Consider the following 21691-nt stretch of genomic DNA (forward strand, 5'->3'; position numbering starts at 1 on the left):
CCACATCGCAGAAGGCGAAAAAAGAGCAGCTCCACACAGGCTTGTTATCTCCTGTGTAAAGCTACCCTTTCATTATTCGATTGGTCTTTAACGCTCAATAATTTGGGCAGCAATCATCGCCTGACCCACAATCTGATCCCCGTGATAGACAGAAACCTCGGCTTTTCCATAGCGGCGACCAATGTCCAAAAGCCGCGGCTTCACCTGAATCTGGCTTTCCATCTGTACCGGCTTCAGGAAATAGACGGTTACATTCTCCGGCACCATGTCGCCGCGGCGATGATGACGCAGCAGGTTACAGGCAGCCTCCACCATAACCGTGGTCATGATTCCGCTGGCGATCGTCCCGAGATGGTTGGTCATCTGTGGTGTCACTTCTCCAATATACGTCAGTTCATCCGCTTGCCTCTCTTCGCGGAAATGGGACATGATCAGATTCGGGAAGGTTTCACTCATCTGCGGCTGTTTGGCTGTAAATTGGAGGGCCTTCAGCACATCGTTTCGGCTCAGTACCCCCACCAGCTTGCGGTAATTGTCTACGACAGGCAATAGCTCGATGCCTTCCCAGACCATCATGTGCGCAGAGGATGCGACAGATACACGCGGTGAAGTCGTGATCGGATTTTTCGTCATCACCTTGTCGATTGTAGCCGTCTCATCATGACCAATAATGTCCTTGGAGGTGACGATCCCGATCAAACGCATCTGCTCGTCCACAACCGGAAAACGGGTGTCTTGATACAGCTCTGTATACTGATGCCATTTCGCGACTGAATCGGAGGTGAGCAGCACCGGCGTCTCTGCCAGCGGCTTCAGCACGTCTTCCACCATCACAATTTCTTTTTTGATCAAGCGATCGTAGATAGCCCGGTTGATCATCGAGGCCACTGTAAAGGAGTCGTAGCTGGAGGAAATGATCGGCAGTGCGAGACGATCCGCGAGCTGCTTCATTTCATCGCTCGTGTCAAATCCCCCGGTGATCAGTACGGCAGCACCCTGCTGCAACGCAATTTTATGTGCCTGATAACGGTTCCCCACGATTAAGAGGCTGCCCGCATCAATATAACGCATCATCGCTTCGAGCTGCATCGCACCGATGACGAATTTGTTCAGTGTCTTATGTAAACCTTCCCTTCCCCCCAACACGTGGCCATCGACAATATTGACCACCTCAGCGAAGGTAAGCCGTTCAATGTTTTCCTTCTGTTTTTTCTCGATTCGGACCGTACCCACACGTTCAATCGTGCTCACGTATCCTTGTGTCTCCGCTTCCTTGATCGCACGGTATGCCGTTCCTTCGCTTACATCAAGGTCTTTGGCGATTTGCCGCACGGAAATCTTCGAACCGATCGGAAGGCGATCGATATGTTGTAAAATTTGTTCGTGCTTGGTTGCCATGTCGCCTGAATCCCCTCTCTTCATCCATCCGCCCACACCTGCGTTAGCTAGCTCCTTCGAACAATATACCCGAAGGCGAAGCAAAAAAAAAGGGTAGCTTTACAGCTACTCCGTCAGAAAGTATATCATTAAGGGGGTTTTCATCGTGCTTTTATCATAACCCCGAAATATTACAGGATTATTACAGTGGAGTTACAATTTAATTTCAGTTATGAACCGATCCATTGCGCGAGCAAGCCTTGTACAAGCCCGATGACCCCTCCCAAGATAAAGCCAAGGACGGTAATCATGCGAAATTCTTTTCCTGAGATGCCGATAACCATCTCTTCGATTCGCTCCATCGGAAAGCCGTCTACTTGTCTGGTGACAATCTCACGCACCGGTATCCTGCTGACAATGCGCTCGATATTGTTTTGCAGCGTGCTCACCATCCAGCCCGCCATCCGTGGAATCGTCTGTGTGAGGAGCGTCTCCCGAAATGGTGCCGTCACTTGAGACAGCGGCTCATCGATGAAGCGCAGACTTTGCACCTCCAGCTTGGAAAATAGAGCCACTGCCCAGTCGTCCACCTGCTCACGCCCCAGCCAGGTCACTACCTCTCCCACTTTCTTATCCAGCAGCTTATCCGCTTCCTGACTCAAGAAATGATGAACCTTTTGTGAAAGCTCAGGACTTCGCAGTAGCTCATCCAGATAGGGTAACACTTTGTTCATGATCTTGTCGTCGCCGAGAAACATGCCGACCAGTCCGCCAAACATGCCTCCTCCCCCCAAAAGACCGCGGATCATCTCTTGAAGGGTCTGTTGACCTTGGGGAGAGTGGAGATACCCACGCAGTCGAGTCAGCAGCACTTCACTGAGTGAAGCAACCGCTGCTTCCACGCGTTCTACTCCCCCCTGGGCGATCAGGTCGCGCAAGGTGCGGTCTTCGTTCTGGTGCAATGTCCGTTCAACAAAAGCACGCCAGTGTAAAAGAACAGGAGTGCGAACCGTATCACTCCATTTTCCTTGTTCATCGAAGACCTGTGGTACGGTCGACAGCAACAGCTGGCGCAGGGTACGCTCGTCCGACAGCCAACCCCGGACGAAGGAATCCAGCCAGTCCGCCAGATTTTTCTCCAAATCTCCCTGGGTGATGGCCCGCTTGATCCCCTCTGTGGTCAGCAAATGGTCCTCTACCAACCTGCCCATTTGTATCGCGATGTCGTCTCGTCTACTTGGAATGAGCCCAGGTGTGAAGGGAATGCGCCAACGCCCTATATACCAAGGTCGCAGCGGTCGGAAAAGCATGCGAATGGCCAACTCGTTGGTCACTCCTCCAATCGCCGAACCGACCGCAATGTTTACCAATATTAACCAACTATTCATAAATCCTAACAACCTCTCTTCTAAGCATGGCACCAAACCATTTGGCTACTCATACCATAGACTAACTTCATGCCTGATGGGAAGGGGATAATCATGTCTTACGTACCAACCGTCGTTCAAGCATACGAGCCAAAGTCGGAAGTAGACCTTTACCTGCCCCAGGCGCGTATGCGTAAATGGAACCTTCCAGCATCCACAATAACGATTCAATTCGGAAGTAAAACGGTTCGCGCCCGCGTAAGCAGCATGGATAGAAGCAACCAAACCCTAGCCCGACCATCATTGGTTCAGTCCTTACATCTGCCTACGGGAGTCCCGCTTCTGGTGGATTACCAGGCGAGCGAGCAGTCTCTTGTGTTTGGCCCGTATTTGGGTATTTTGGTGTCCGCGTACAACTCCCAATATCCGCTCTCCCCTTTTGGTCCGCTAACGCCGTTTTTCAACGAGGTTGCGGACATTAGCCGAAAGCGTGGCGGCATCATCTGTGCTTTTCGACTGCAGGATGTCAATTGGGATGCGGGAATTGTCCGCGGACTGGTTCGCAGAGGCGGCGCCTGGAGACAGAGGGTTCTGCCTCTTCCCCAATGCATTTACAATCGCCTCGTCTCCCGCCAACGGGAACGAAGCGATGCTATGACTGCATGGGTACAGCGCTGCAAAGATGCCAATATCCCGTTCTTCAATGAAAGATTCCTGAACAAATGGCACGTTCACTCCGCTTTGGAAAAACAGGAAGCCGCGGCTCCCCATCTGCCCGGCATGCTTCGTTACCAAAGCCAGGATGATCTACAAACCATGCTAGCCCAGTATCGCAGCGTCTATGCCAAACCAGCCAATGGAAGCATGGGCCGTGGTATCATGCGTGTGCGTCGCATGCAGAACGGCTATCAGGTGGTCAGCCCCGGCGGATTGAACAAACATTTTGCCAGTTTACCTGGACTGCACCGATATCTGAACAAACGCATAAAAGGCAAACCTTATTTGCTCCAGCAAGGTTTACCTCTGATCGGCATCCAGAATCGCCCGACTGATTTCCGCGTTCTGGTGCAAAAAGACCGCAAAGGTGAATGGTCCGTCACTTCACTGGTCGCACGTCTGGGACAGAACCGCATCGTTTCGAATGTGTCGCGTGGTGGCTCAATGCTAACTCCTCTGCAAGCCTTGCGTCTGTGTGGTCCCTGGGCAGGCGCTGTCCGCCCCACGCCCCAAACCCTGAAGAATGTTGCCTTGAAGCTGTCCGTGCTGCTGGAGGAAGCCCTCCCAGGCAATTATGCCGAATTTGGCGTAGATCTGGGTGTCGATGTGCGCGGGCAAGTGTGGTTGCTTGAGGTAAACAGCAAGCCCTCCAAGACAACCAACACCATCCCGCTCCCCGAAGGAGTAGAGGAACCGCCCCGCAGAGCGCGTCCCTCTGTCGTACGCATGCTTGATTTTGCTTCCTATGTAAGTGGCTTTCCACGTTCGGCAGCCATTCGAAAAACGACGAGCAAGAAAAAAAGACGAAGGTGACATCCATGCCTGCAAACAGAAGCTTGGGCATTATGACTCGTTGTCAAGGCTCTCACTTTGTCGACAAGGGGTACTACAGAAAGCTGACCCTCTTCGGACGTAAACAAGGAATTCGCGTCTTTGTCTTTTCTCCGCGCAAAGTTGATTATGCCACACGAACCGTGAAGGGCTTCGAATACCGCAATGGTGCCTGGCAAAGCGGGACCTTTCCGCTTCCTGCCCTCGTCTATGACCGCTGCTTTATCGGCCCATCATACCGCCACTATAAACCATTTGTCGAAAAGTTGCAAAATGACCCTGCGATCTCTTTTTTGGGATATGGCCTGTCCGGTAAATGGCAGGTGCAGCAGATGCTGAGCAAATCACGCGAGCTCGCTCCGTACCTGCCGCCCACCCAGCTTTATACCCTAGCCCATCTGGAGCAGACGCTGGACCAATACGGTGCCGCAATCATCAAGCCGACAGCTGGAACGCATGGCATCGGCGTCGTCCGAATCAAAGTGGTTGACAACGGATTTGAAATCTCGGGACGAGGGCGAGAAAATCAGCCCTTTCGTCGTGTTATCAAGGGACGCCCCAAACTAAAACTCTTTCTATCTACATTCACAGCAGGGCGCAAATTCCTCGTCCAGCCCTATCTCGAGCTACACACGGCAGATGGCACTCCCTTTGATGTCCGAGTCCTCGTGCAAAAAAACGGCCGCGGAGAATGGGAAACCACAGGCAAAGCCGTGCGCCTGGGAGATCCGCGGAGCATCACATCCAACCTGCACGGCGGAGGGAAAGCCGTCCCGCTTGAGGCTTTTCTCGCCAGACATTTCAAACCCTCTCTCAAAGTGCGAATCGAACAACAAGTAAACCGATTGGCAAGCGAACTCCCTGCTTTTCTGGAGCAATCCCACGGCAGACTGGTCGAGCTGGGGATTGACGTCGGCATCGATCGAGCCGGAAATGTGTGGGTTATTGAAGTCAACAGCAGACCAGGGCGAACCGTCTTTCAAATGATCAACGACCCTGTCGCCAAGCATCATTCCATGACTCAACCGGTTCGTTACGCCAACTATCTCATGAAAGAGCGTGTAGGAGGTTACTAAGCATGGAAACAACCAGAGTGCGGCTACGCTTCCTTACCCATCCCCATGTTTGTGGGATCATCCTGCCGATTCATCTCTGTCAGAAGCTGCAGCTTCGTCCGCGCCAAAAAATAACGATCATGCTGGGTAAAAAGGAAGTCGTAGCAACAGTCCTTCAAGATAGACAAAATCCAGACAGTACCATCGTCAAGGTAACCAGTCTGCTGCGATCAGAACTCGGTATCCCGCACGGTGGGCTCATCAATCTAAAGCGGGAAGGGGACGTCCTGCGTATCGGTCCTGCGATCGGTATTGTGACGACAGGCATACGCAAAGACTCCAAGCAGCCGATTGGCCCCAGAACCTCGTTTTTTCACAAGCTTTTACAGGCGCAAGAAGGCAAGGGCGTTTTCTACTACATCTTTTCTCCGCATGATGTGGACTGGAACAACAATCTGGTCTCAGCCTGGTTCCTGCAGCGCAGCAAAAAAGGAGGCTACGTCTGGCGCAAACGGACGACTGCCATGCCTGATGTCGTCTACGACAGGATTCCATCACGTTCTGCAGAGAAGCATGAATCTGTCCGTGAGTTTAAATACAAGCTGGCTGGCTATCCGCATATGCCGGTGTTCAACCAAGGCTTTTTTAACAAATGGCGCGTCCATCAGCTGTTGTATCCCAACCCGGAAGTAAATGAACACATTCCCGAGACCTACACTTCCCCATCCTTGCAAACTGTACGCAATCTGTTGAAAAAATACCCCATCGTCTATCTCAAGCCCAAAAACGGCAGCCTGGGCTATGGCATCGTCAAGGTCGTTCACCAACCTGGGAAAGGCTACGAGGCTTCTTATCACACTGGGAGCGGTAATGTAAAACGCCATTTTACCAAGCTCGCCTCTCTCTATCAGCACGTATTCCGTACCCGTCGAGTAAGTGGCTATCTGGCCCAGCAAGGGATTTCTCTTCTGACCTTCCACGGACGTCCTTTTGATTTCCGTGTCCACCTGCATAAAAACCAGCTCAATGAATGGGTCGTCTCCTGCACAGCAGCAAAAGTCGCTGGGTCTGGCAGTGTCACGACACATGTTCGCACAGGCGGGACCGTGATCCCCGGGGACGAACTGCTGACCCATCTGTTCGGAAGGCAAAAAGCCCTGATGACGGAGCGGATCAAGGATGCGTCCATTCGTCTGGCACAAGCAATCGAACAAGCGAAAGGAATGGATCTGGGTGAATTAGGCCTGGATATGGGTATCGACACACACGGCCACGTCTGGATGTTCGAAGCCAATTCCAAGCCAGGTCGTTCGATCTTCAAGCACGCAAGGCTGAAGCATGCTGATCAGGAATCCCGCAAGCTCCTCGTGGATTACAGTTGCTACCTGGCCAATTTTTGACCGATGTCCGACACGCACAGAAATGATAAGCACTCGCTTATCATTTCTGTGACGCTTGGCAAGGTAACTGGAACTGTCCACGATAATAGTTTTTTACGGAAGGAGGAACACCCATGCCTCAATTGCGCTCCGGGTGGCTGACCATCCTCCCCAGCGGCAAGTGGTTTGTCCAGCTTCCGCGTCAAGCATTAGCAAAACGTGGAGGCAAGCCACTGATCGCCAGTCTGGGTCCCTTCTCTCAGCAAAAACGGCTGTACACAGGGCTCCCTAGTCAACAGCCTGGTCGCATCCGCACCCGGATCAACTGGAAGATGATCAACCATTCACTGCGAATTGGACCGATCCTTGGCATCCTGACTGTCGGAGAAGGGGCTACTTTCGTCGGGAATCGGGATAACTTCAGAGATATCTGTTTATCGGGGAAAAAATGGGGTGCATTGGTGTTCGTCTTCACCCCCCAAGGCATCAATTGGGAGAAAAAGCGAGTTCGCGGTTTTCTGTACAACGATCGAGATCACACCTGGCAGAACGTGGTGATGCCCTTTCCGCATGTGATCTACAACCGCATACCTACGCGAAAGGCAGAGCAGCAGACAAAAGTGCGCCAAACCTTGGAGAAAGTGAATGAGATGCCCAATGTAACTCTATTCAATCGCTGTTTCTTTGATAAGCAGGAGCTATTTTCGATCTTGAAGGAATACCCTGAAGTCCAGCCCAATCTCCCTGACACCAAGAAACTCGATACACTTGCCCGCTTCCGCCATTTTTGCTCCGAGCATCACTTTGTGTACCTCAAACCCGTTCGTGGCAAAGCAGGCGAAGGAATCATGAGAATTGAGTACAAAAACGAAGGCTGGCGTGTCCAGCGCCTAAAAGACTATAAAGCCATCACACGCCGTTTTTCCAATCTGGAGGATCTTTGGAAGTACGTAAAAGGGCATGTGCGGCAAAAGAAATACATTATGCAGCAAGGAATCAGACGGGCGCGCTATCGTGGAAAGCCTTTTGACCTGCGCGTTCTCGTCCAAAAAGACGGCAAAGGTGAGTGGGGTGTGACAGGGGTCGGAATCCGACGAGCAGGTTCCCAGAGCATCACGACCCATGTTCCTCGCGGCGGCTCCATCCACTCTCTTTCCAGCGTTCTACAAGCGCTGTTTCCAGATGACGCGCAAAAAGTAGAGGAGAGCATCCATCAGACCGCCCTCACCATAGCCGGTTCCTTGCACAATGAGATCAAGGATCTGGCCGAGATGTCGATGGATTTGGGGCTGACTACCGATGGGAGTATCTGGTTTTTCGAAGCCAATGCAAAACCGGAAAAATTCGATGAACCCGCAATACGTCGGCTTTCCCTTTCCAATCTGATTCATTACGCACAATACGTCTCCCGTTTGCAAAACGGACGTGGATTACAGGCAGGATAGAGGACTATGAAACTGAAATACCTACAATTACCCCCACAAGCATTGGCTGAATCGCAAGCCACCCTGCTTCGTTTTGTCCGACAGGAAGGAGATCGGCGGATCACCAAGCAAGCTCTGGATTGGCTCGACAAGCTAAAGCCCAAGATGCTCTCATCTCATGAATCCAGTCTGGTGCTGGCCATGCGCGGCAAGCAGGTAGTCGGTTTGTTCGCAGTCTGCCGGTTCGGTTTGCAGCACTCCTTTCTCGTCGTAGACAAACGATACCGCCATCGCGGAATTGGCAAATCCTTGACTGCATATACATGTCAGCTATTGCCCAAATTGTACGTGCGAGTCGCGATGGATAATGAAGCAAGCCTGGCTTTATTTCGAAGCCTGGGGTTTGAACTGGTAAAAGCTTCGATCGGGCCGACTGGCAAGCCAACCCTATGGCTTGCTCATGGTCATTGGAAACCAGAGGATTTGCAGGAACATGCCGGCTAATGGACCGGCATGTTTTTTGATGGTACAAGAGGGTGATTTCAAGGATGGATAGACCAAGTTTTTGAAATTCTCTTGCTATGTTCATTCATGTATCAGCTTGCAATCCTTGGTAAAAAGTAATGGCAGGAGGTGGTCAATCATGACCTACAACACAATCAACAACATGATGACTAATCAGCAAAATCAACTATCCAGCATTCCGCAATCTGCCAATTCCATGTTCCAGCCAGGCTATGCCGGCACCAACACACAAGAGGTGCAGCACTGGAATCAAGGTGGCCACACTCAGACATCTATCACCCCTACATACGGAACGATGTCGTACAGCGGAAACCTTGGCAGCGCTTCAGCACAATCGATGTTTCAGCCAGGCTTTGCAAACACCAACACGCAAGAGGTAAGACAGCTCAACGCTGGCTATGCCGCTCCACAGCAAAACTATCAACAAGCACAAATGGGTGGCTTCCAGCAAAACCAGGCTGCCTTCCAGCCATCTTACGGCATGCAGGCTAACTCAATCTTCTCTCCTGGCTTCGCCGGAACGAACACGCAGGAGGTCCAAGCCCGCAACAACAGCAGCTACACCGGCTACAGCAGCATGAACGCACTGCCTATGCAAAGCGGATACGCTGCCCAAGGCCAAGCTCAGCTCTACAGCGGAGGAGTTGGAAGCATTTACTCCCCGGGCTTTGCGGGTACCAATACACAAGAGGTTCAAGCTCGCAATAACACTGGCTATGCTGGACAAAACAGCATCGGTTACGCAGCCCAGATGCAAGCTCAGCCATTCAGTGCCGGCACCGGAAGCGTGTTCTCCCCTGGCTTCGCAGGTACCAATGCACAGGAGGTTCGTCAAAACAATCAAGCGGGTTACTCCTCCCCGTCTCTAATGTCTGGCGGATACCAACAGCAACAGTCGTACTACTCCCAGCAGCCACAGCAGCTCCAAGCTTATTCAAGCCCGTTCGGAGCAGGCGCACAATCGGTCTTCTCACCGAACTTTGCTGGTACAAACGTGCAAGAGGTGCGCTCCCTGAATGCAGGACAAGCTCCAGCGCATACAGGCTCGATCTTTCCAGGCAGCTTCTAAGATCAGGTAAGCATACCTCAATGGAGATTTCTTCCGTGTGGAATGAAAAGGAGGTTGTCGCAAGTCTTCAGGCTTGCAGGCAACCTCCTTTTTTCTATACAAATTTGTACATGAGAATATCATCGATATAGTCATCGTCGCTTCGTTTGAATTCCTTGACCTTTCGCCCCTCATTTTCCAGTACATGTCGTATCGAATCTTCTTGCTGTTCAAGCGTTTTGTTGAACATTACTCTACTTTCGGAACACCCTCATTTTCCGCAGCTTCCTGTCGAGCCGCTTGAATCGCTTGATATAAGGCATGTAGGCTCTGCAAGCTTTGTTCATCCACCGTAAATGTGATCGCGCCAAAGCGGTAGGCATCCTGATCGATCAAGGTGGCGATATCCTCTTCTTGTGCGAGCTGCCCACGGACACACGCTTCTGTTTGCTCGAGCTGTTCTCTGACTACCAGATGCTTTTCCAACACCGGCAAAAACGCCTCCCGGACCATAGCCAACGCCTCATCCTTCTTCGCCAATCGGTACAAGGCAAGCTCGATCTGCAGCCAGCAGGTCACATAAAAATGAAACTCCAGAAACAAGGTCGTCAGCGCTTGAAGCAGTTGCGCATCATTTTGGTTCCCGTGACTCTTTTGACAGGCAACGCGCACCTCTTCTTTTTTTTCCTGAATCAGATCGTAGTGGCTGACAGCACCTCGGTAAAACTTACGGACGATATTGTACAGCATGTCTGATGTTCGAGGAGGCAGTCCCTGATAACGGTTCGGCACATCACGCATGGTCTTGTATCCTCTCCTGTTGCCTTTTCCTTATTGTACAACAGGAGACGCCAGGTTACTGCCCGGAAGAATTATTCTTTTGCATGTTTCCAGTATTCATAAGCGTGAACGGCAATACCTTTAAAGGAAGAATACACTTGCAGCGCTCGCGTCACGAGGTCAAGCTGCTTCATCATCTCCGCTTTTCCTTCCTCGTAGAAGGATACGTACTTGCCTTCATGACTCTCTTTCATTTCGACGGCGACAATCACTTCTTTACCAATGCTCTCCGCGTACTTGATTTCACTGTCCACCAGACTCAATATACCGCCGGGTCCCTCTGCGAAATCACGGAATGCCATCATCGTCGTGTGGTCCAGCTGACTGATCATCCAATGGCTGAATGGCAAGTCTGTCTGTCCGGGAGTCGGCGAATTATCCAGCCAGGCGGCTAAGTCGACGCTTGTTTTCAGCTTTGAACTTTGTTCCATCTCTTGAACAAAAGCCTGGATGTTCTCCATCCATTGGCGCAGCAGTCCTTCTTTGTCTGTACGCCAAATCGGCATGACGTAAGGCTCGATGTCCAGATGAACACCTTCAAATCGCTCATCCTCACCTACACTCTCGTTATACTGCTTAACCCATTTGACCAATCTGAGAATCTTGCCGCGACTCTCCTCCAGAGCCCAGATCGGATGTCCTCCCATCGCGTGAACCTCTATTCCTGCAGCTCTCGCTTCCTGAATAAATTCACGGTATTTGGAGGTGGATAAGCTCATATCGATCCGTATGTACAAGAGGTTGATATCATGCTCTTTGGTAAAAGCGAGAATTTCCTCTTTTTCTGTATGCAGCAGCTCTGCCCGCCAAATGTACGTACCCAGATAGTGGGAAGGCTTTTCTGGAGGAATCGTAGCAGGGGCTAGCTCCTTCCAATACCTGTAGTCGTGAATGGCTACTCCTGCGTAGGAGGGATGCTGTTCCAGGTGTTGCGGGAAAAGCTCCAGCTGCTTCTCCATCTCGTCCGTCCCCTCTTCTGCGAACGTCGTATGGTCCTCGTCCATGTGTTTGAGGTTAACAGCTACCAGCATCTTTTTGCCCATCCGGTCAGCATCCTCCATCTCTGACTCTATCAATGACAGAATACCGTTGGGACCCGTCATCTGGTCTCGGTAAGCCATGATCGCAAGCGTATCGAATTGACGAATCATCCAGGTGGAAAGAGGCGCTTCCTCTCCGTCCTCAGAAGGAATTTCGTCGAGCCAAAACGCCAATGCGGCACTTGTCTCCAGAACGGAGTCCTGCTTGACTGCTTCTGTGAATACACGCATGTTGGTTTGCCATTCACGCACGACCTGTGCACGATCTTGATTCCACTGCTTCAGCAGGTACGGCTCAATATCCAATTGAATCCCGTGAATGCGTTCTTCCGTGGATGCCTCTTGGTTGTACTCCTTCACCCAATCGACGATTTGCAGCATTCGCGCCTGGTGTGCCTCCAATGCCCAGGCCGGATGACCCGCTACCGCATGGACCCTGATCCCTTGCGCATACGCTTCACTGATGAAGGAACGGTAATAGGCAAAGGATCTGGACATGTCAAAGCGCAAGTAGATGATATCGATGTTGTTCTCTCTGGAAAAATCGAGTATCTCCTGTCTCTCCTCCCCGATCTTCTCAGACTGCCAGATCCAGGTGGCTTTACTCTTCTGATCCGCTGAGGAAAAGCCGAATAAAAAGCCGATCGTGAGGCAGAGAAAGCTAAATGTTAGGCTCTTGGCTTTCATTCATCACAGCTTCTCCTCTCTTTGACTTACCTGCTTCCAGCTTTCATAATCATGGATTGCACTGCCGCCATAACCTGGGTTGTCAGCAAGTGCCCGGTGCAGGATTGCCAGCTCGCTCATCATTTCCTCCGTTCCACGCTCATGAAAGCTGACGTGAGCCCCTTCCCCGGAATCCAGGATGTTGACCCCAACAACGACCGATCTTTGCTTCTGGTCGTTCGCATCGTCGACGATTTTTTCCACGATGCTCAAGATGCCATTGGGTCCATCTGCGAAATTGCGATAGGCCATCAGCGTGATGCTGTCCAGCCTTTGAAGCATCCAGCTGCTCAATGGTTCTTGTGTTCCAGGGACATGGACCGAATCAATCCAAAAGGGAAGATCCGCGCTGACCAACAGACTGGTGTCCTTTTTCGTCTCAGCGACCAGATACTCCATATTCTTCATCCATTGAAGCACGACACCGTCCCTCTCCTTCTTCCATTCAGGAAGGAGATACGGCTCAATATCGACATGAATGCCCTGAAATCGTTCGTCTTCCGCTGCCCTGTTATTAAACGCCTTTACCCAAGCGATGAGGTCGCCGATACTGTCGCGATTGCGTGTAAACACCCAATTGGGATCTCCGCTTAGCGCCTCGACCTTGATCCCTGCGCGACTCGCGAGCCGGTTGAAGGTGCGGTAGTCCCGAGGAGAGATCTCGACTGGCTTGATTTGCAAATAAATCAGGTTGATCTGGTTCTGTTTGGCAAAGGCAACGATTTCCTCTGGCTGGGAAGCGATCAGTTGGGCATCCCATATCCATGTCGCCTTGGTCAGCGTTGGTCTTTGCGCGACCACGGACAGGAAAATCAGCAGCAAAGTGAGCAGCAGCGGCAGCCATAACCGTTTTTTGCGGAGGCTTGTTCGCCCTAGCCACGTTCTGGTCATCCTGCCTAGGTCATCTCCACTTTTTTGCGGTAGTTTTCCTTGTTCACTTGCCGCTCTCTGGCTATCGCCAACGCTTTGCTCGGGACGTGGTCTGTGATCGTAGAGCCCGCTGCTACGTATGCACCTGCCCCGACCGTTACCGGAGCGATCAGATTGACATTGCAGCCGATAAAGGAATGATCCTCAATCGTCGTCTTCTGTTTAGTTGTCCCGTCATCGTTCACCGAAATGGTTCCGCATCCGATGTTGACATGGCTGCCTACCTCACTGTCTCCCAGGTACGAGAGATGCGACACCTTGGAATAATCGCCAAGACGTGTGTTCTTCAACTCCACGAAATCTCCGACTTTCGCTCCAACGCCGACGTCTGATCCCGGACGGATATAGGCATAGGGTCCGACAGAAGCCTGTGCATGAATCGCGCTCCCCGCCACCGTGGAAAAGGAAAGGTTTACCCCCTGATCCACCTGACAATCAGTCAGATGTACATGAGGACCGATTCTGCAGCCTTCCGCGATCCGCGTGTTTCCGCATATAAAGCTGCCCGGATAGATCACCGAATCTTGTCCAATTCGCACATCCGCCTCAATGTACGTCGTGGCTGGATCAATAATGGTGACGCCGTTGCGCATATGTCCTTCATTGATCCGCTTGCGGAGCAGCTTTTCCGTATGGGCAAGCTGGATGCGATCGTTCACACCTGTTCCCTCATCAGGATCTTCGCAGATGCAGGCGGATACGGTGCAGGATTGCTCCTGCAAAATCGCGATGACATCGGGGAGGTAGTACTCTCCCTGGGCGTTGTCGTTCTTGATCTGCGGCAAGCTCTGGAACAGCTTTTGATTGTCGAAGCAAAAGATACCCGTGCTGATCTCGCACACTTTTTTTTGTCCTAGGGTTGCATCTTTCTCTTCGACGATTTTTCGCACGTCTCCGTTTTCATCACGGATGATTCGTCCATATCCGGTAGGATCGTCTACGATGGAGGTCAGTACGGTAGCAGCTGCCTGCTTGCTCAAATGGTGGAGAACCAGCTTTTGCAGTGTCTCTTTTCTGACTAACGGGGTATCTCCATTAAGGACAATGGTCACTCCTTCTTTGTCTTGCAGGATTGGACTGCTCATCGATACGGCGTGGGCCGTCCCCAGCTGCTCCGGTTGGAATGCGTACTCTACTCTTGCTCCCAAGTGTTCCTTCACAGCTTCTGCGCCGTGCCCGATGACGACGACCAGATGACTCAAGGCCATATCCTCCAGCAGATCAACCACATGCTCGATCATCGGTTTTCCGCATACGGGATGCATGACTTTGTAGAGGTTTGACTTCATACGCGTGCCTTTTCCGGCTGCCAGAACTACAGCATGAACACTCATCCAATCGCCTCCTGTTGACTTCTCGTGCTGAGAGTGGCCCGCCCCACTTGCTCCTCCTGCGGGAAGTACGGTTTCAATGCAGTGGTTAAACTGTCGATGATCATGCGGGAATCGATCTCTTTTTTCTGCATGCCAAGCTGATAAGCCTGAAGCATGATCTGAAGCAGGGTCTCCTGATTCAACCTTCCATCCGAGTTGCTCATGTGACGGACCTCCTCGTCGTCTTATTGTGAATACCGTCCTTTGGAAAACGCTACTCGACCGTTACACTCTTGGCCAGATTGCGAGGCCGATCCACATCATTACCCAAAGCTACAGCCGTGTAATACGAGATAAGCTGGAGCGGGATGACACTCAGGATCGGTGCTAGGAGCGGGTGCGTCGCCGGGATCAGGCATACGTCATCCACTGAGCGGTGCAATTCCATGTTGTCTTCTAGCGCTATGCCCAATACGACCGCTCCTCTGGCTTTGATCTCTGTAATATTGCTGACCATTTTTTCGTGCAAATGGGCTTGGGTAGACAGCGCAACCACGCGTGTCCCTTCTTCGATCAAGGCCAGGGTCCCGTGCTTCAATTCTCCTGCCGCATAGGCTTCCGAATGGATGTAGGAAATTTCCTTCAGCTTCAGAGAGCCTTCCAGAGAAACGGCGTAATCGAGACCGCGACCGATAAAGAACATCTGGCTTTCATCTTTGATAGATGCTGCATACGCGCGAATTTCATCCGCATGCGTCAAGATTTTCTCCACCTGGTCAGGCAGCTGGGTCATCGCATGCAGCAGAGCCTCTCTTTCATTTGCAGCAATGGTCTGTTTTACCTGGGCAAAGTACAGACCCAGCAAATAAAAGGCAATGACCTGAGACGTATAGGCTTTGGTCGAGGCTACTGCGATCTCCGGTCCGGCGTTTGTCGTGATGACGTAATCTGCCTCGCGCGCGATGGAGCTTCCCACGACGTTGGTGATTGCCAATACGCGGGAGCCGTTTCGCTGTGCTTCACGCAGCGCAGCCAGGGTATCTGCCGTCTCACCGGATTGACTCACGACGACAGTGAGCATTTTCTGTGAGAAAAGCGGATTGCGGTAGCGAAACTCGGAGGCGACATCCACCTCGACCGGGATGTGCGCCAGACTTTCAAACACGTGCTTCCCGATCATGCCCGCGTGATAAGCGGTACCGCAAGCCACGATATAGATTTTCTCGATCTCCTTCACAGCTTCCGGCAAAAGCCCCAGGTCTGGCATCGCAATTTCCCGCTTGGCTTCGTCGATCCGTCCTGCCATCGTATTGCGAAGTGAACGCGGCTGCTCATGGATCTCCTTGAGCATGTAGTGATCAAAGCCGTCTTTTTCAGCTTGTTCCTTGTCCCATTCAATCCGGATTTGTTTGCGGTCGATCGGCTGACCGGTATCGATATCCTGTAGCAGCAGTGAATCCGGGGTCAGGATGGCCAGATCGCCATCCTCCATGACGTAGACATCACGTGTATGCTCCAGAATAGCCGGGATGTCGGAGCCAATGAACTTTTCATTGTCACCCACACCGATGATCAAAGGACTGGCATAGCGGATTGCAACGAGCTTGTCGGGTTCGTACTCACTCATGACTGCCAGTGCGTAAGCTCCGCGAATATTTCCAGCTACCTGTCTGACTGCCGCGACGAGATCGCCGTCGTAGTGCTTGGCTAGCAAGTGGGCTATCACTTCGGTATCCGTCTCCGATGAAAACACAATGCCTTCATTGCTCAACTCTTCTTTGATATCGAGGTAGTTTTCGATAATGCCATTGTGAACGAGCACAAATTTGCCTGTTTCGTCCGTATGCGGATGGGAGTTTTCATCTGACGGACGTCCATGTGTCGCCCATCTGGTGTGGCCGATACCCATCGTTCCTGAGAGACTTGCTTTTTGCACGTGCTGATCCAGAACATCAATTCGTCCCTTCGCTTTGCTGACCGCGATTTTTTCTCCATCGCATACAGCAATCCCGGCAGAATCATAGCCGCGATATTCGAGTTTTCTCAGACCGTGTATCAATAGAGGCTGTGCCTCTCTATATCCGATATAGCCCATAATTCCACACATGTTATGCTTACCTCCCTTAAGTTCAGGCCGAATCGTCAAGCCTGTCGTCTAGGCGAGCAGGCTGACGATTTCCTTTTGTTGCGGGACCGAAACAGCCATCCCGATCTTGTAAATGTGGGAGCCTTCCACACCTTCAAATGCATTGCGCGTATCGATAACAGCCACTCCCAGATCAGCAAGCTCCTGATAATCAAAGCTTTTGTGATTAGTGATGAGCACCATGCAATCATAGGTGCGGAACCGTTCCAGATCGTAGTCGATAGAATGGACAGATTGTCCAGCCTTGTTCACGAAGTGTTTGGCATGCGGATCATAATAGTCCACGGTAGCTCCGTTTTTCTTGAACTGCTCATAGAGTTCCAGCCCAGGCGACTCGCGAAGATCGTCTACGTCTGGCTTGTATGCCATTCCCAAGATGAGAATTTTGGAGCTGTTGATCGATTTTGCGTACAGATTCAGCACCTGTACGGTCTTGTGCAGGACATAATCCGGCATGCTGTCATTGATGGATTGCGCGATATCAATGAACTGACTGTGAAAACGGAAGCCTTTTGCTTTCCAGGACAGGTACATCGGATCAAGTGGAATGCAATGACCACCGATGCCTGGGCCTGGATAAAACGGCATGTATCCGAATGGCTTTGTCGATGCAGCCTTGATCACTTCCCACACGTTGATGCCCATTTTGTCGCACATCAACGCCATTTCGTTCATAAAGGCGATGTTGACACTGCGGAAGGTGTTTTCCAAAAGCTTGGACATTTCCGCTACCTTTGGTGTGGATACCGGAACCACGGTCTTCACCAGATTGCCATAGAGGGCCGTGCCCAGCTCGATGCATTTCGGCGTTGTGCCACCGATGATTTTCGGCGTGTTGTGCGTGTTGAAATTTCGATTTCCCGGGTCTACCCGTTCTGGCGAATAGCAGAGGAAAAAGTCTTCTCCCGCCTGATACCCCAGCTTTTCCAGCTCCCACTGAATCAGCTCTTCCGTCGTGCCGGGATAGGTGGTGCTCTCCAATGTAATCAGCATCCCTTGTTTCATGTACTTCTTCAGCTGATTGACAACATTGGTAATGTACGATGTGTCGGGGTCCTGATTGGGACTGAGCGGAGTAGGGACGCAAATGCTGACTGCATCCAGATTTTCAATGGCGCTGTAATCCGTTGTTGGATAAAAACGTTTCGTTGCCAGGCATTCCTGCAAGGTCTCATTGGAAATATCCTGAACGTAGGATACGCCTGCTTTCAAACTATCGATTTTCCCTGGATGCAGATCGATCCCGACGACGGTATAGCCGCCCTTGATGGTCTCTACAGCAAGTGGCAAACCAACATATCCAAGTCCGATCACACCAACCTTTGCTGTTCTATCCACAATTTTTTTCTGCAATTCCTCGAATCTCCCCATACTCGGCTCTCCCCTTTGGCTCTCTTTATGAAATCAATCGCTTTACTCGTGCCGCCAATTCAACCGGTGAAAAAGGTTTCGTTATGTAGTCGGAGGCACCGAGTGCAAATGATTTTTTCACGTCTTCTTCCAAGCGTTTGTCTGTGAGAATGACGATCTTGCTGCCTCTCTCAGCATCCGAATGCTTGATCCTCTCTATCATCTGATAGCCATTCATGATCGGCAGGTTCAGGTCTGTGATGACCAGATCTGGGGTCATCTCCTGGTATTTCTGAACCCCGTCCACACCGTCATTGGCGACGATTACCTGGTAGCCTTTTCTCTCCAGATAAATGCTCAGGAACTCGTTGACGGCCTCGTCATGATTGACGAGCAATATGCTGGCTGCACTATCCCCAGCATCCTCTGCTTGGGGATCAAACAGCTTGATCTCACCAACCCCGGCTAGCTCCATCACAGCATGATGCATGCTTCGCAGCAGTTGACCTGTCGCTCGCGTGCACTCCTCGAAGCTGGCGATCAGCAAGCTGCCAGCCAGAAGATTCGCGTTCTGCAGATAATCCTTCACCAGGAGCGCATGAAAATGGGTATCGCTCAGCTTTTGATGCTTTAAAAAGATGCTCAGTACTTGCGTGTTTTGGTCAAAAGCGTAATGCGCCTCTTCTTTGGAGCTGTTGTGAGCTAAATCTCTTTTGACAGTCTCCAATCCTTCCACGCTCAAATCCTTGCAGCTCACCAGGATAATGCCGCATCGGAAATGACTTGATTCCGAAGCTTCAATCAGCTGATAGAGTGTCGCTACGAGATTACTCATCCTCTTACCTCCAGACTTGAAATGGTTTTGTTCTCTTCGACTTTCCAACTGGTTCGGGTCATCGTTCCCCACGAGTTGTTATTTCGCATGTATTCGATATGACCGAGGAATCTCCAGACCACGCCAATCTGTCGGTAGCCGAAGAACATCAGAATGGTATAGAAAAGCATTTTGACGATATCCTGAAACCGCGGATAACGCCGAAACGCGATTTCTTCCAGCAGCAGCGCACCTATTCCAAGCAGCAACCCATAGACGATGTTGAGTGACCCGTAGAGCAGCAACACATCTACGTTGGTCATATCCATCAAGGCATAGCCGATCAGGGCCAATAATCCCGTGATGCGGAAGTAAGGGTTTAGTGTTTCAAAAAGGATATTGTACGGCAATGTCACTAATCCAAATATTTTGTACTTGGGTCGAAGCACCATGTTTTTACCGTACTCAATCATGTTTTTCAGGTTTCCTCGACCCCATCTGCGGCGTTGACTGCCCAGGATCTTCCACGTGTCTGGAGCCTGTGTCCAGCAGACTGCATCCGGGCAAAATGCGACGCGATAGGGCAGGTTGTTTTCCAGCATGTACTTGTGCAGTTTGATGATGATATTCATATCCTCACCTGGGTAGCCCTCGCGATAGCCGCCTACCTTAATCACATAATCCTTGCGAAAAACGCCAAAAGCACCGGAGACGATAATCAAGCCATTGATCGCACTCCACCCGATTCGTCCTCCCAAAAATGCCTTGAGGTATTCCACCGATTGCATCATCGGCAAAAACTTGTTAGGCAGGCGAATCTCGCTGACGATTCCGTCCTCGATTTTGCAGCCATTGGCAATGCGAATATCTCCGCCTATTGCCACCGTTTCCTCGGGATTTTCCATATAGACGCGAGCAATGCGAATCAATGCATCCTTTTCCAAAAGCGAATCGGCATCGATGGACGCAATCAACGGGTAGTGGGAAAGGTTGATCCCTGCGTTGAGCGAATCTGCCTTACCGCCGTTTTCCTTATCGATCAGATAAAGATTGGGGTAAGCGGGATTATGGTAAATCCCTCGTACATTCCCTGTATTCAGAACAGGCTGAATGACCGCGTTGCTCGATTCCTGAAGCTTGAATTCCTCAATCAACACCTGAAGGGTCTCATCACCAGAACCGTCGTTGACCACGATAACCTCGTACTCGGGATAATGGAGTGACAGCAAGGACCTGACGTTCTCAATAATCGTCAACTCCTCGTTGTACGCAGGTACCAGGATCGAGATCGGCGGTACATGCTTGGAGCCGGACAAAGCCTGAAAGCGCGAGTACAGGGAGCTTTTGAGAATGCTCATGATGCTCTTGAACGAGAACATCATAATGATGAAGTACAGCGAGTTGATGACGATGACGTAATAGGTGGCGAATATCCCGTAGTAAAGCAAGAACTCTCTCATAACATCCTCCCTTCAGCCTACTTTTCCAGTGCATGGACCGTTTTCATCGATTTCTTGTTCCACTTTTGGTAGAAATAGAGTTTTTGGTTGTAGCTGATCTGCTGATCCAAATCGACCAGGTTATGTCTCCCCCGCTCCAGCTCTTTTTGGACCACCTGATGGGCCATCTCACGGATGCGGCTGTCCTGCTCCTCCTCCATAATTGCGCACAGTGCCATGAAGCCTTCTACTTGCAGCTGTGCCAAACTGTTCGTACTGTTGTGCGCGACCCACCAGTGCGGATCTTTGACTGCTCGCTTCAGCAATGGAATATACTGTGACAATCCCAAGGCTCCAATCGCTTTTGCCATGATCGAACGCAGCTCCCAATCAGGATGCGTCATGAACAGATTGACATTCTTCGCAGTGAGGTAGCGCACGTCGCGGCACAGCAGCTTGACGACCTTGATCCTGACTTCCTTGTCAGCCGAATCAACGAGCGCATGCAGGATCGGGTCCATATTGGGCTGTGCGTGGGCAGACAGACCAATCAATCCAATCTTGATCAGATCGGCATCCTCTTCCTTCAGGAAAGAGACGAGCAAGGGCCCTGTATCCAGATGACTGTCGCCCAAAATATCGACGATCAACTGGTGGCAATTTTTCCGATGAGCAGCCAACAGCTCCACCATCTGGCGCAAATCCTTCTCGCTCCGCGCACATTTGGCGATCGCACGGGAGATGATGAAAATGGTAGAATCGAAGTCGCTTTTTTTCAGCAGGCGAAGGAGCCCTTCTACCGCTTTCCCGGAGCGCATCATACCGAGATTGAAGGCAGCGTCGATCTTCGTCCATTTCCACCAGCTGTTCAGCCGGTTTAAATCCAGTTCTTCCAAGCCCATGTCCACACAGAGCACGATCAGCTTTTGACGGTGAATCCCGGTAAAACGCTCCAGAAGCTCAAACAGCTTTTTCTGGATAATCTGCTTTTCCCTTCGTGTGAGATTGCCGGGTGGCAGTTTCAGGCGTTCCTCTTCTTCTCCATAGGCCTGCAAGTAGATAAAGTAGTCTTTGTATTTTTCCAGACACGTCTTCTCCTGTTTATCTGCAGCAATGTGCCGAAGCTTCAGAGCCAAGAGCAAGATCAGGCCAAGCACCGTCACTCCGCATATGAAGTAAAGAAAGTAGACGGCAAACGATAGTGGTGTCTCCACATTTCCACTCCCCATCCAATCAAGGTTTGATCTCTTTAGTGACAGGTACATCCAATTCCTGAAATATTTTTTGAATCAGCGGATCACTAGCGTTGCATTAATTTTTTCACAGCATTCAAAATCATCATAATCTTCGGTATTCAGGTGTTTTCGTGC

Annotated in this window: 18 protein-coding genes; 6 read left to right on the plus strand and 12 right to left on the minus strand. The window is 51.1% G+C overall.

The annotated features are described in order from the left end of the window. Positions 1 to 87: 87 nt before the first annotated feature. Entirely contained in the window at positions 88 to 1398 is a 1311-nt protein-coding gene (locus JZI27_RS14335; RefSeq protein WP_280207907.1) for a DRTGG domain-containing protein, read from the minus strand. 209 nt (positions 1399 to 1607) lie between these two features. Continuing rightward, positions 1608 to 2765: a DUF445 domain-containing protein gene (locus tag JZI27_RS14340; protein ID WP_280207908.1), complete on the minus strand. Its 1158-nt coding sequence runs from the start codon at positions 2763 to 2765 to the stop codon at positions 1608 to 1610. Between the two features lie 93 nt (positions 2766 to 2858). Between JZI27_RS14340 and JZI27_RS14345 the strand changes: the two genes are divergently transcribed. From JZI27_RS14345 to JZI27_RS14370, 6 genes are all read left to right on the plus strand, one after another. Further along, entirely contained in the window at positions 2859 to 4274 is a 1416-nt protein-coding gene (locus JZI27_RS14345) for a YheC/YheD family endospore coat-associated protein (RefSeq protein WP_280207909.1), read from the plus strand. A 5-nt stretch (positions 4275 to 4279) separates the two neighbouring features. Next, complete coding sequence (locus JZI27_RS14350) at positions 4280 to 5368, plus strand: YheC/YheD family endospore coat-associated protein (protein ID WP_122910471.1); 1089 nt, start codon at positions 4280 to 4282, stop codon at positions 5366 to 5368. 2 nt (positions 5369 to 5370) lie between these two features. Continuing rightward, positions 5371 to 6747 (plus strand): YheC/YheD family endospore coat-associated protein, encoded by a 1377-nt coding sequence (locus tag JZI27_RS14355; RefSeq protein WP_122910470.1) that lies wholly within the window; start codon positions 5371 to 5373, stop codon positions 6745 to 6747. Positions 6748 to 6860: 113 nt separating this feature from the next. After that, on the plus strand, positions 6861 to 8171 hold the full coding sequence (locus JZI27_RS14360) for a YheC/YheD family endospore coat-associated protein (protein WP_251243741.1): 1311 nt from the start codon (positions 6861 to 6863) through the stop codon (positions 8169 to 8171). A gap of 6 nt (positions 8172 to 8177) precedes the next feature. Beyond that, positions 8178 to 8654, plus strand: a complete 477-nt coding sequence (locus tag JZI27_RS14365; RefSeq protein WP_122910468.1) for a GNAT family N-acetyltransferase — start codon at positions 8178 to 8180, stop codon at positions 8652 to 8654. 139 nt (positions 8655 to 8793) lie between these two features. Further along, on the plus strand, positions 8794 to 9744 hold the full coding sequence (locus JZI27_RS14370) for a hypothetical protein (protein WP_280207910.1): 951 nt from the start codon (positions 8794 to 8796) through the stop codon (positions 9742 to 9744). A gap of 228 nt (positions 9745 to 9972) precedes the next feature. Here the strand turns inward: JZI27_RS14370 and JZI27_RS14375 are convergent, their stop codons facing one another. From JZI27_RS14375 to JZI27_RS14420, 10 genes are all read right to left on the minus strand, one after another. Beyond that, positions 9973 to 10524: a hypothetical protein gene (locus JZI27_RS14375; protein ID WP_280207911.1), complete on the minus strand. Its 552-nt coding sequence runs from the start codon at positions 10522 to 10524 to the stop codon at positions 9973 to 9975. A 71-nt stretch (positions 10525 to 10595) separates the two neighbouring features. Then, on the minus strand, positions 10596 to 12290 hold the full coding sequence (locus JZI27_RS14380; RefSeq protein ID WP_280207912.1) for a hypothetical protein: 1695 nt from the start codon (positions 12288 to 12290) through the stop codon (positions 10596 to 10598). A 3-nt stretch (positions 12291 to 12293) separates the two neighbouring features. After that, positions 12294 to 13220: a hypothetical protein gene (locus tag JZI27_RS14385; protein ID WP_280207913.1), complete on the minus strand. Its 927-nt coding sequence runs from the start codon at positions 13218 to 13220 to the stop codon at positions 12294 to 12296. 5 nt (positions 13221 to 13225) lie between these two features. Continuing rightward, positions 13226 to 14593 (minus strand): bifunctional UDP-N-acetylglucosamine diphosphorylase/glucosamine-1-phosphate N-acetyltransferase GlmU, encoded by a 1368-nt coding sequence (gene glmU / locus JZI27_RS14390; protein ID WP_280207914.1) that lies wholly within the window; start codon positions 14591 to 14593, stop codon positions 13226 to 13228. Next, positions 14590 to 14796: a YwzD family small protein gene (locus JZI27_RS14395; RefSeq protein WP_122910462.1), complete on the minus strand. Its 207-nt coding sequence runs from the start codon at positions 14794 to 14796 to the stop codon at positions 14590 to 14592. Before JZI27_RS14395 ends, glmU begins: the two co-directional genes overlap by 4 nt. Positions 14797 to 14846: 50 nt before the next feature. Beyond that, positions 14847 to 16679 carry a glutamine--fructose-6-phosphate transaminase (isomerizing) gene (glmS, locus tag JZI27_RS14400; RefSeq protein WP_280207916.1) on the minus strand — a complete coding sequence of 611 codons (1833 nt, stop codon included), beginning with the start codon at positions 16677 to 16679 and terminating at the stop codon, positions 14847 to 14849. Positions 16680 to 16727: 48 nt separating this feature from the next. Further along, on the minus strand, positions 16728 to 18089 hold the full coding sequence (locus tag JZI27_RS14405) for a nucleotide sugar dehydrogenase (protein WP_280207917.1): 1362 nt from the start codon (positions 18087 to 18089) through the stop codon (positions 16728 to 16730). 25 nt (positions 18090 to 18114) lie between these two features. Further along, positions 18115 to 18903 carry a response regulator transcription factor gene (locus JZI27_RS14410; RefSeq protein ID WP_122910459.1) on the minus strand — a complete coding sequence of 263 codons (789 nt, stop codon included), beginning with the start codon at positions 18901 to 18903 and terminating at the stop codon, positions 18115 to 18117. After that, on the minus strand, positions 18900 to 20342 hold the full coding sequence (locus tag JZI27_RS14415) for a glycosyltransferase family 2 protein (RefSeq protein WP_280207918.1): 1443 nt from the start codon (positions 20340 to 20342) through the stop codon (positions 18900 to 18902). The genes JZI27_RS14410 and JZI27_RS14415 overlap by 4 nt, the downstream gene beginning before the upstream one ends. 17 nt (positions 20343 to 20359) lie before the next feature. Continuing rightward, positions 20360 to 21535: a HEAT repeat domain-containing protein gene (locus JZI27_RS14420; RefSeq protein WP_280207919.1), complete on the minus strand. Its 1176-nt coding sequence runs from the start codon at positions 21533 to 21535 to the stop codon at positions 20360 to 20362. Positions 21536 to 21691: the final 156 nt, after the last annotated feature.

The organism is Brevibacillus sp. AY1 (assembly GCF_029870785.1).
Taxonomy (GTDB): Bacteria; Bacillota; Bacilli; order Brevibacillales; family Brevibacillaceae; genus Brevibacillus; species Brevibacillus invocatus.

Bases quoted from the DNA above. Each gene is read 5' to 3' on its own strand.
- JZI27_RS14335 (WP_280207907.1), bottom strand. From the start codon at position 1,398: ATGGCAACCAAGCACGAACAAATTTTACAACATATCGATCGCCTTCCG.
- JZI27_RS14340 (WP_280207908.1), bottom strand. From the start codon at position 2,765: ATGAATAGTTGGTTAATATTGGTAAACATTGCGGTCGGTTCGGCGATT.
- JZI27_RS14345 (WP_280207909.1), top strand. From the start codon at position 2,859: ATGTCTTACGTACCAACCGTCGTTCAAGCATACGAGCCAAAGTCGGAA.
- JZI27_RS14350 (WP_122910471.1), top strand. From the start codon at position 4,280: ATGCCTGCAAACAGAAGCTTGGGCATTATGACTCGTTGTCAAGGCTCT.
- JZI27_RS14355 (WP_122910470.1), top strand. From the start codon at position 5,371: ATGGAAACAACCAGAGTGCGGCTACGCTTCCTTACCCATCCCCATGTT.
- JZI27_RS14360 (WP_251243741.1), top strand. From the start codon at position 6,861: ATGCCTCAATTGCGCTCCGGGTGGCTGACCATCCTCCCCAGCGGCAAG.
- JZI27_RS14365 (WP_122910468.1), top strand. From the start codon at position 8,178: ATGAAACTGAAATACCTACAATTACCCCCACAAGCATTGGCTGAATCG.
- JZI27_RS14370 (WP_280207910.1), top strand. From the start codon at position 8,794: ATGACCTACAACACAATCAACAACATGATGACTAATCAGCAAAATCAA.
- JZI27_RS14375 (WP_280207911.1), bottom strand. From the start codon at position 10,524: ATGCGTGATGTGCCGAACCGTTATCAGGGACTGCCTCCTCGAACATCA.
- JZI27_RS14380 (WP_280207912.1), bottom strand. From the start codon at position 12,290: ATGAAAGCCAAGAGCCTAACATTTAGCTTTCTCTGCCTCACGATCGGC.
- JZI27_RS14385 (WP_280207913.1), bottom strand. From the start codon at position 13,220: ATGACCAGAACGTGGCTAGGGCGAACAAGCCTCCGCAAAAAACGGTTA.
- glmU (WP_280207914.1), bottom strand. From the start codon at position 14,593: ATGAGTGTTCATGCTGTAGTTCTGGCAGCCGGAAAAGGCACGCGTATG.
- JZI27_RS14395 (WP_122910462.1), bottom strand. From the start codon at position 14,796: ATGAGCAACTCGGATGGAAGGTTGAATCAGGAGACCCTGCTTCAGATC.
- glmS (WP_280207916.1), bottom strand. From the start codon at position 16,679: ATGTGTGGAATTATGGGCTATATCGGATATAGAGAGGCACAGCCTCTA.
- JZI27_RS14405 (WP_280207917.1), bottom strand. From the start codon at position 18,089: ATGGGGAGATTCGAGGAATTGCAGAAAAAAATTGTGGATAGAACAGCA.
- JZI27_RS14410 (WP_122910459.1), bottom strand. From the start codon at position 18,903: ATGAGTAATCTCGTAGCGACACTCTATCAGCTGATTGAAGCTTCGGAA.
- JZI27_RS14415 (WP_280207918.1), bottom strand. From the start codon at position 20,342: ATGAGAGAGTTCTTGCTTTACTACGGGATATTCGCCACCTATTACGTC.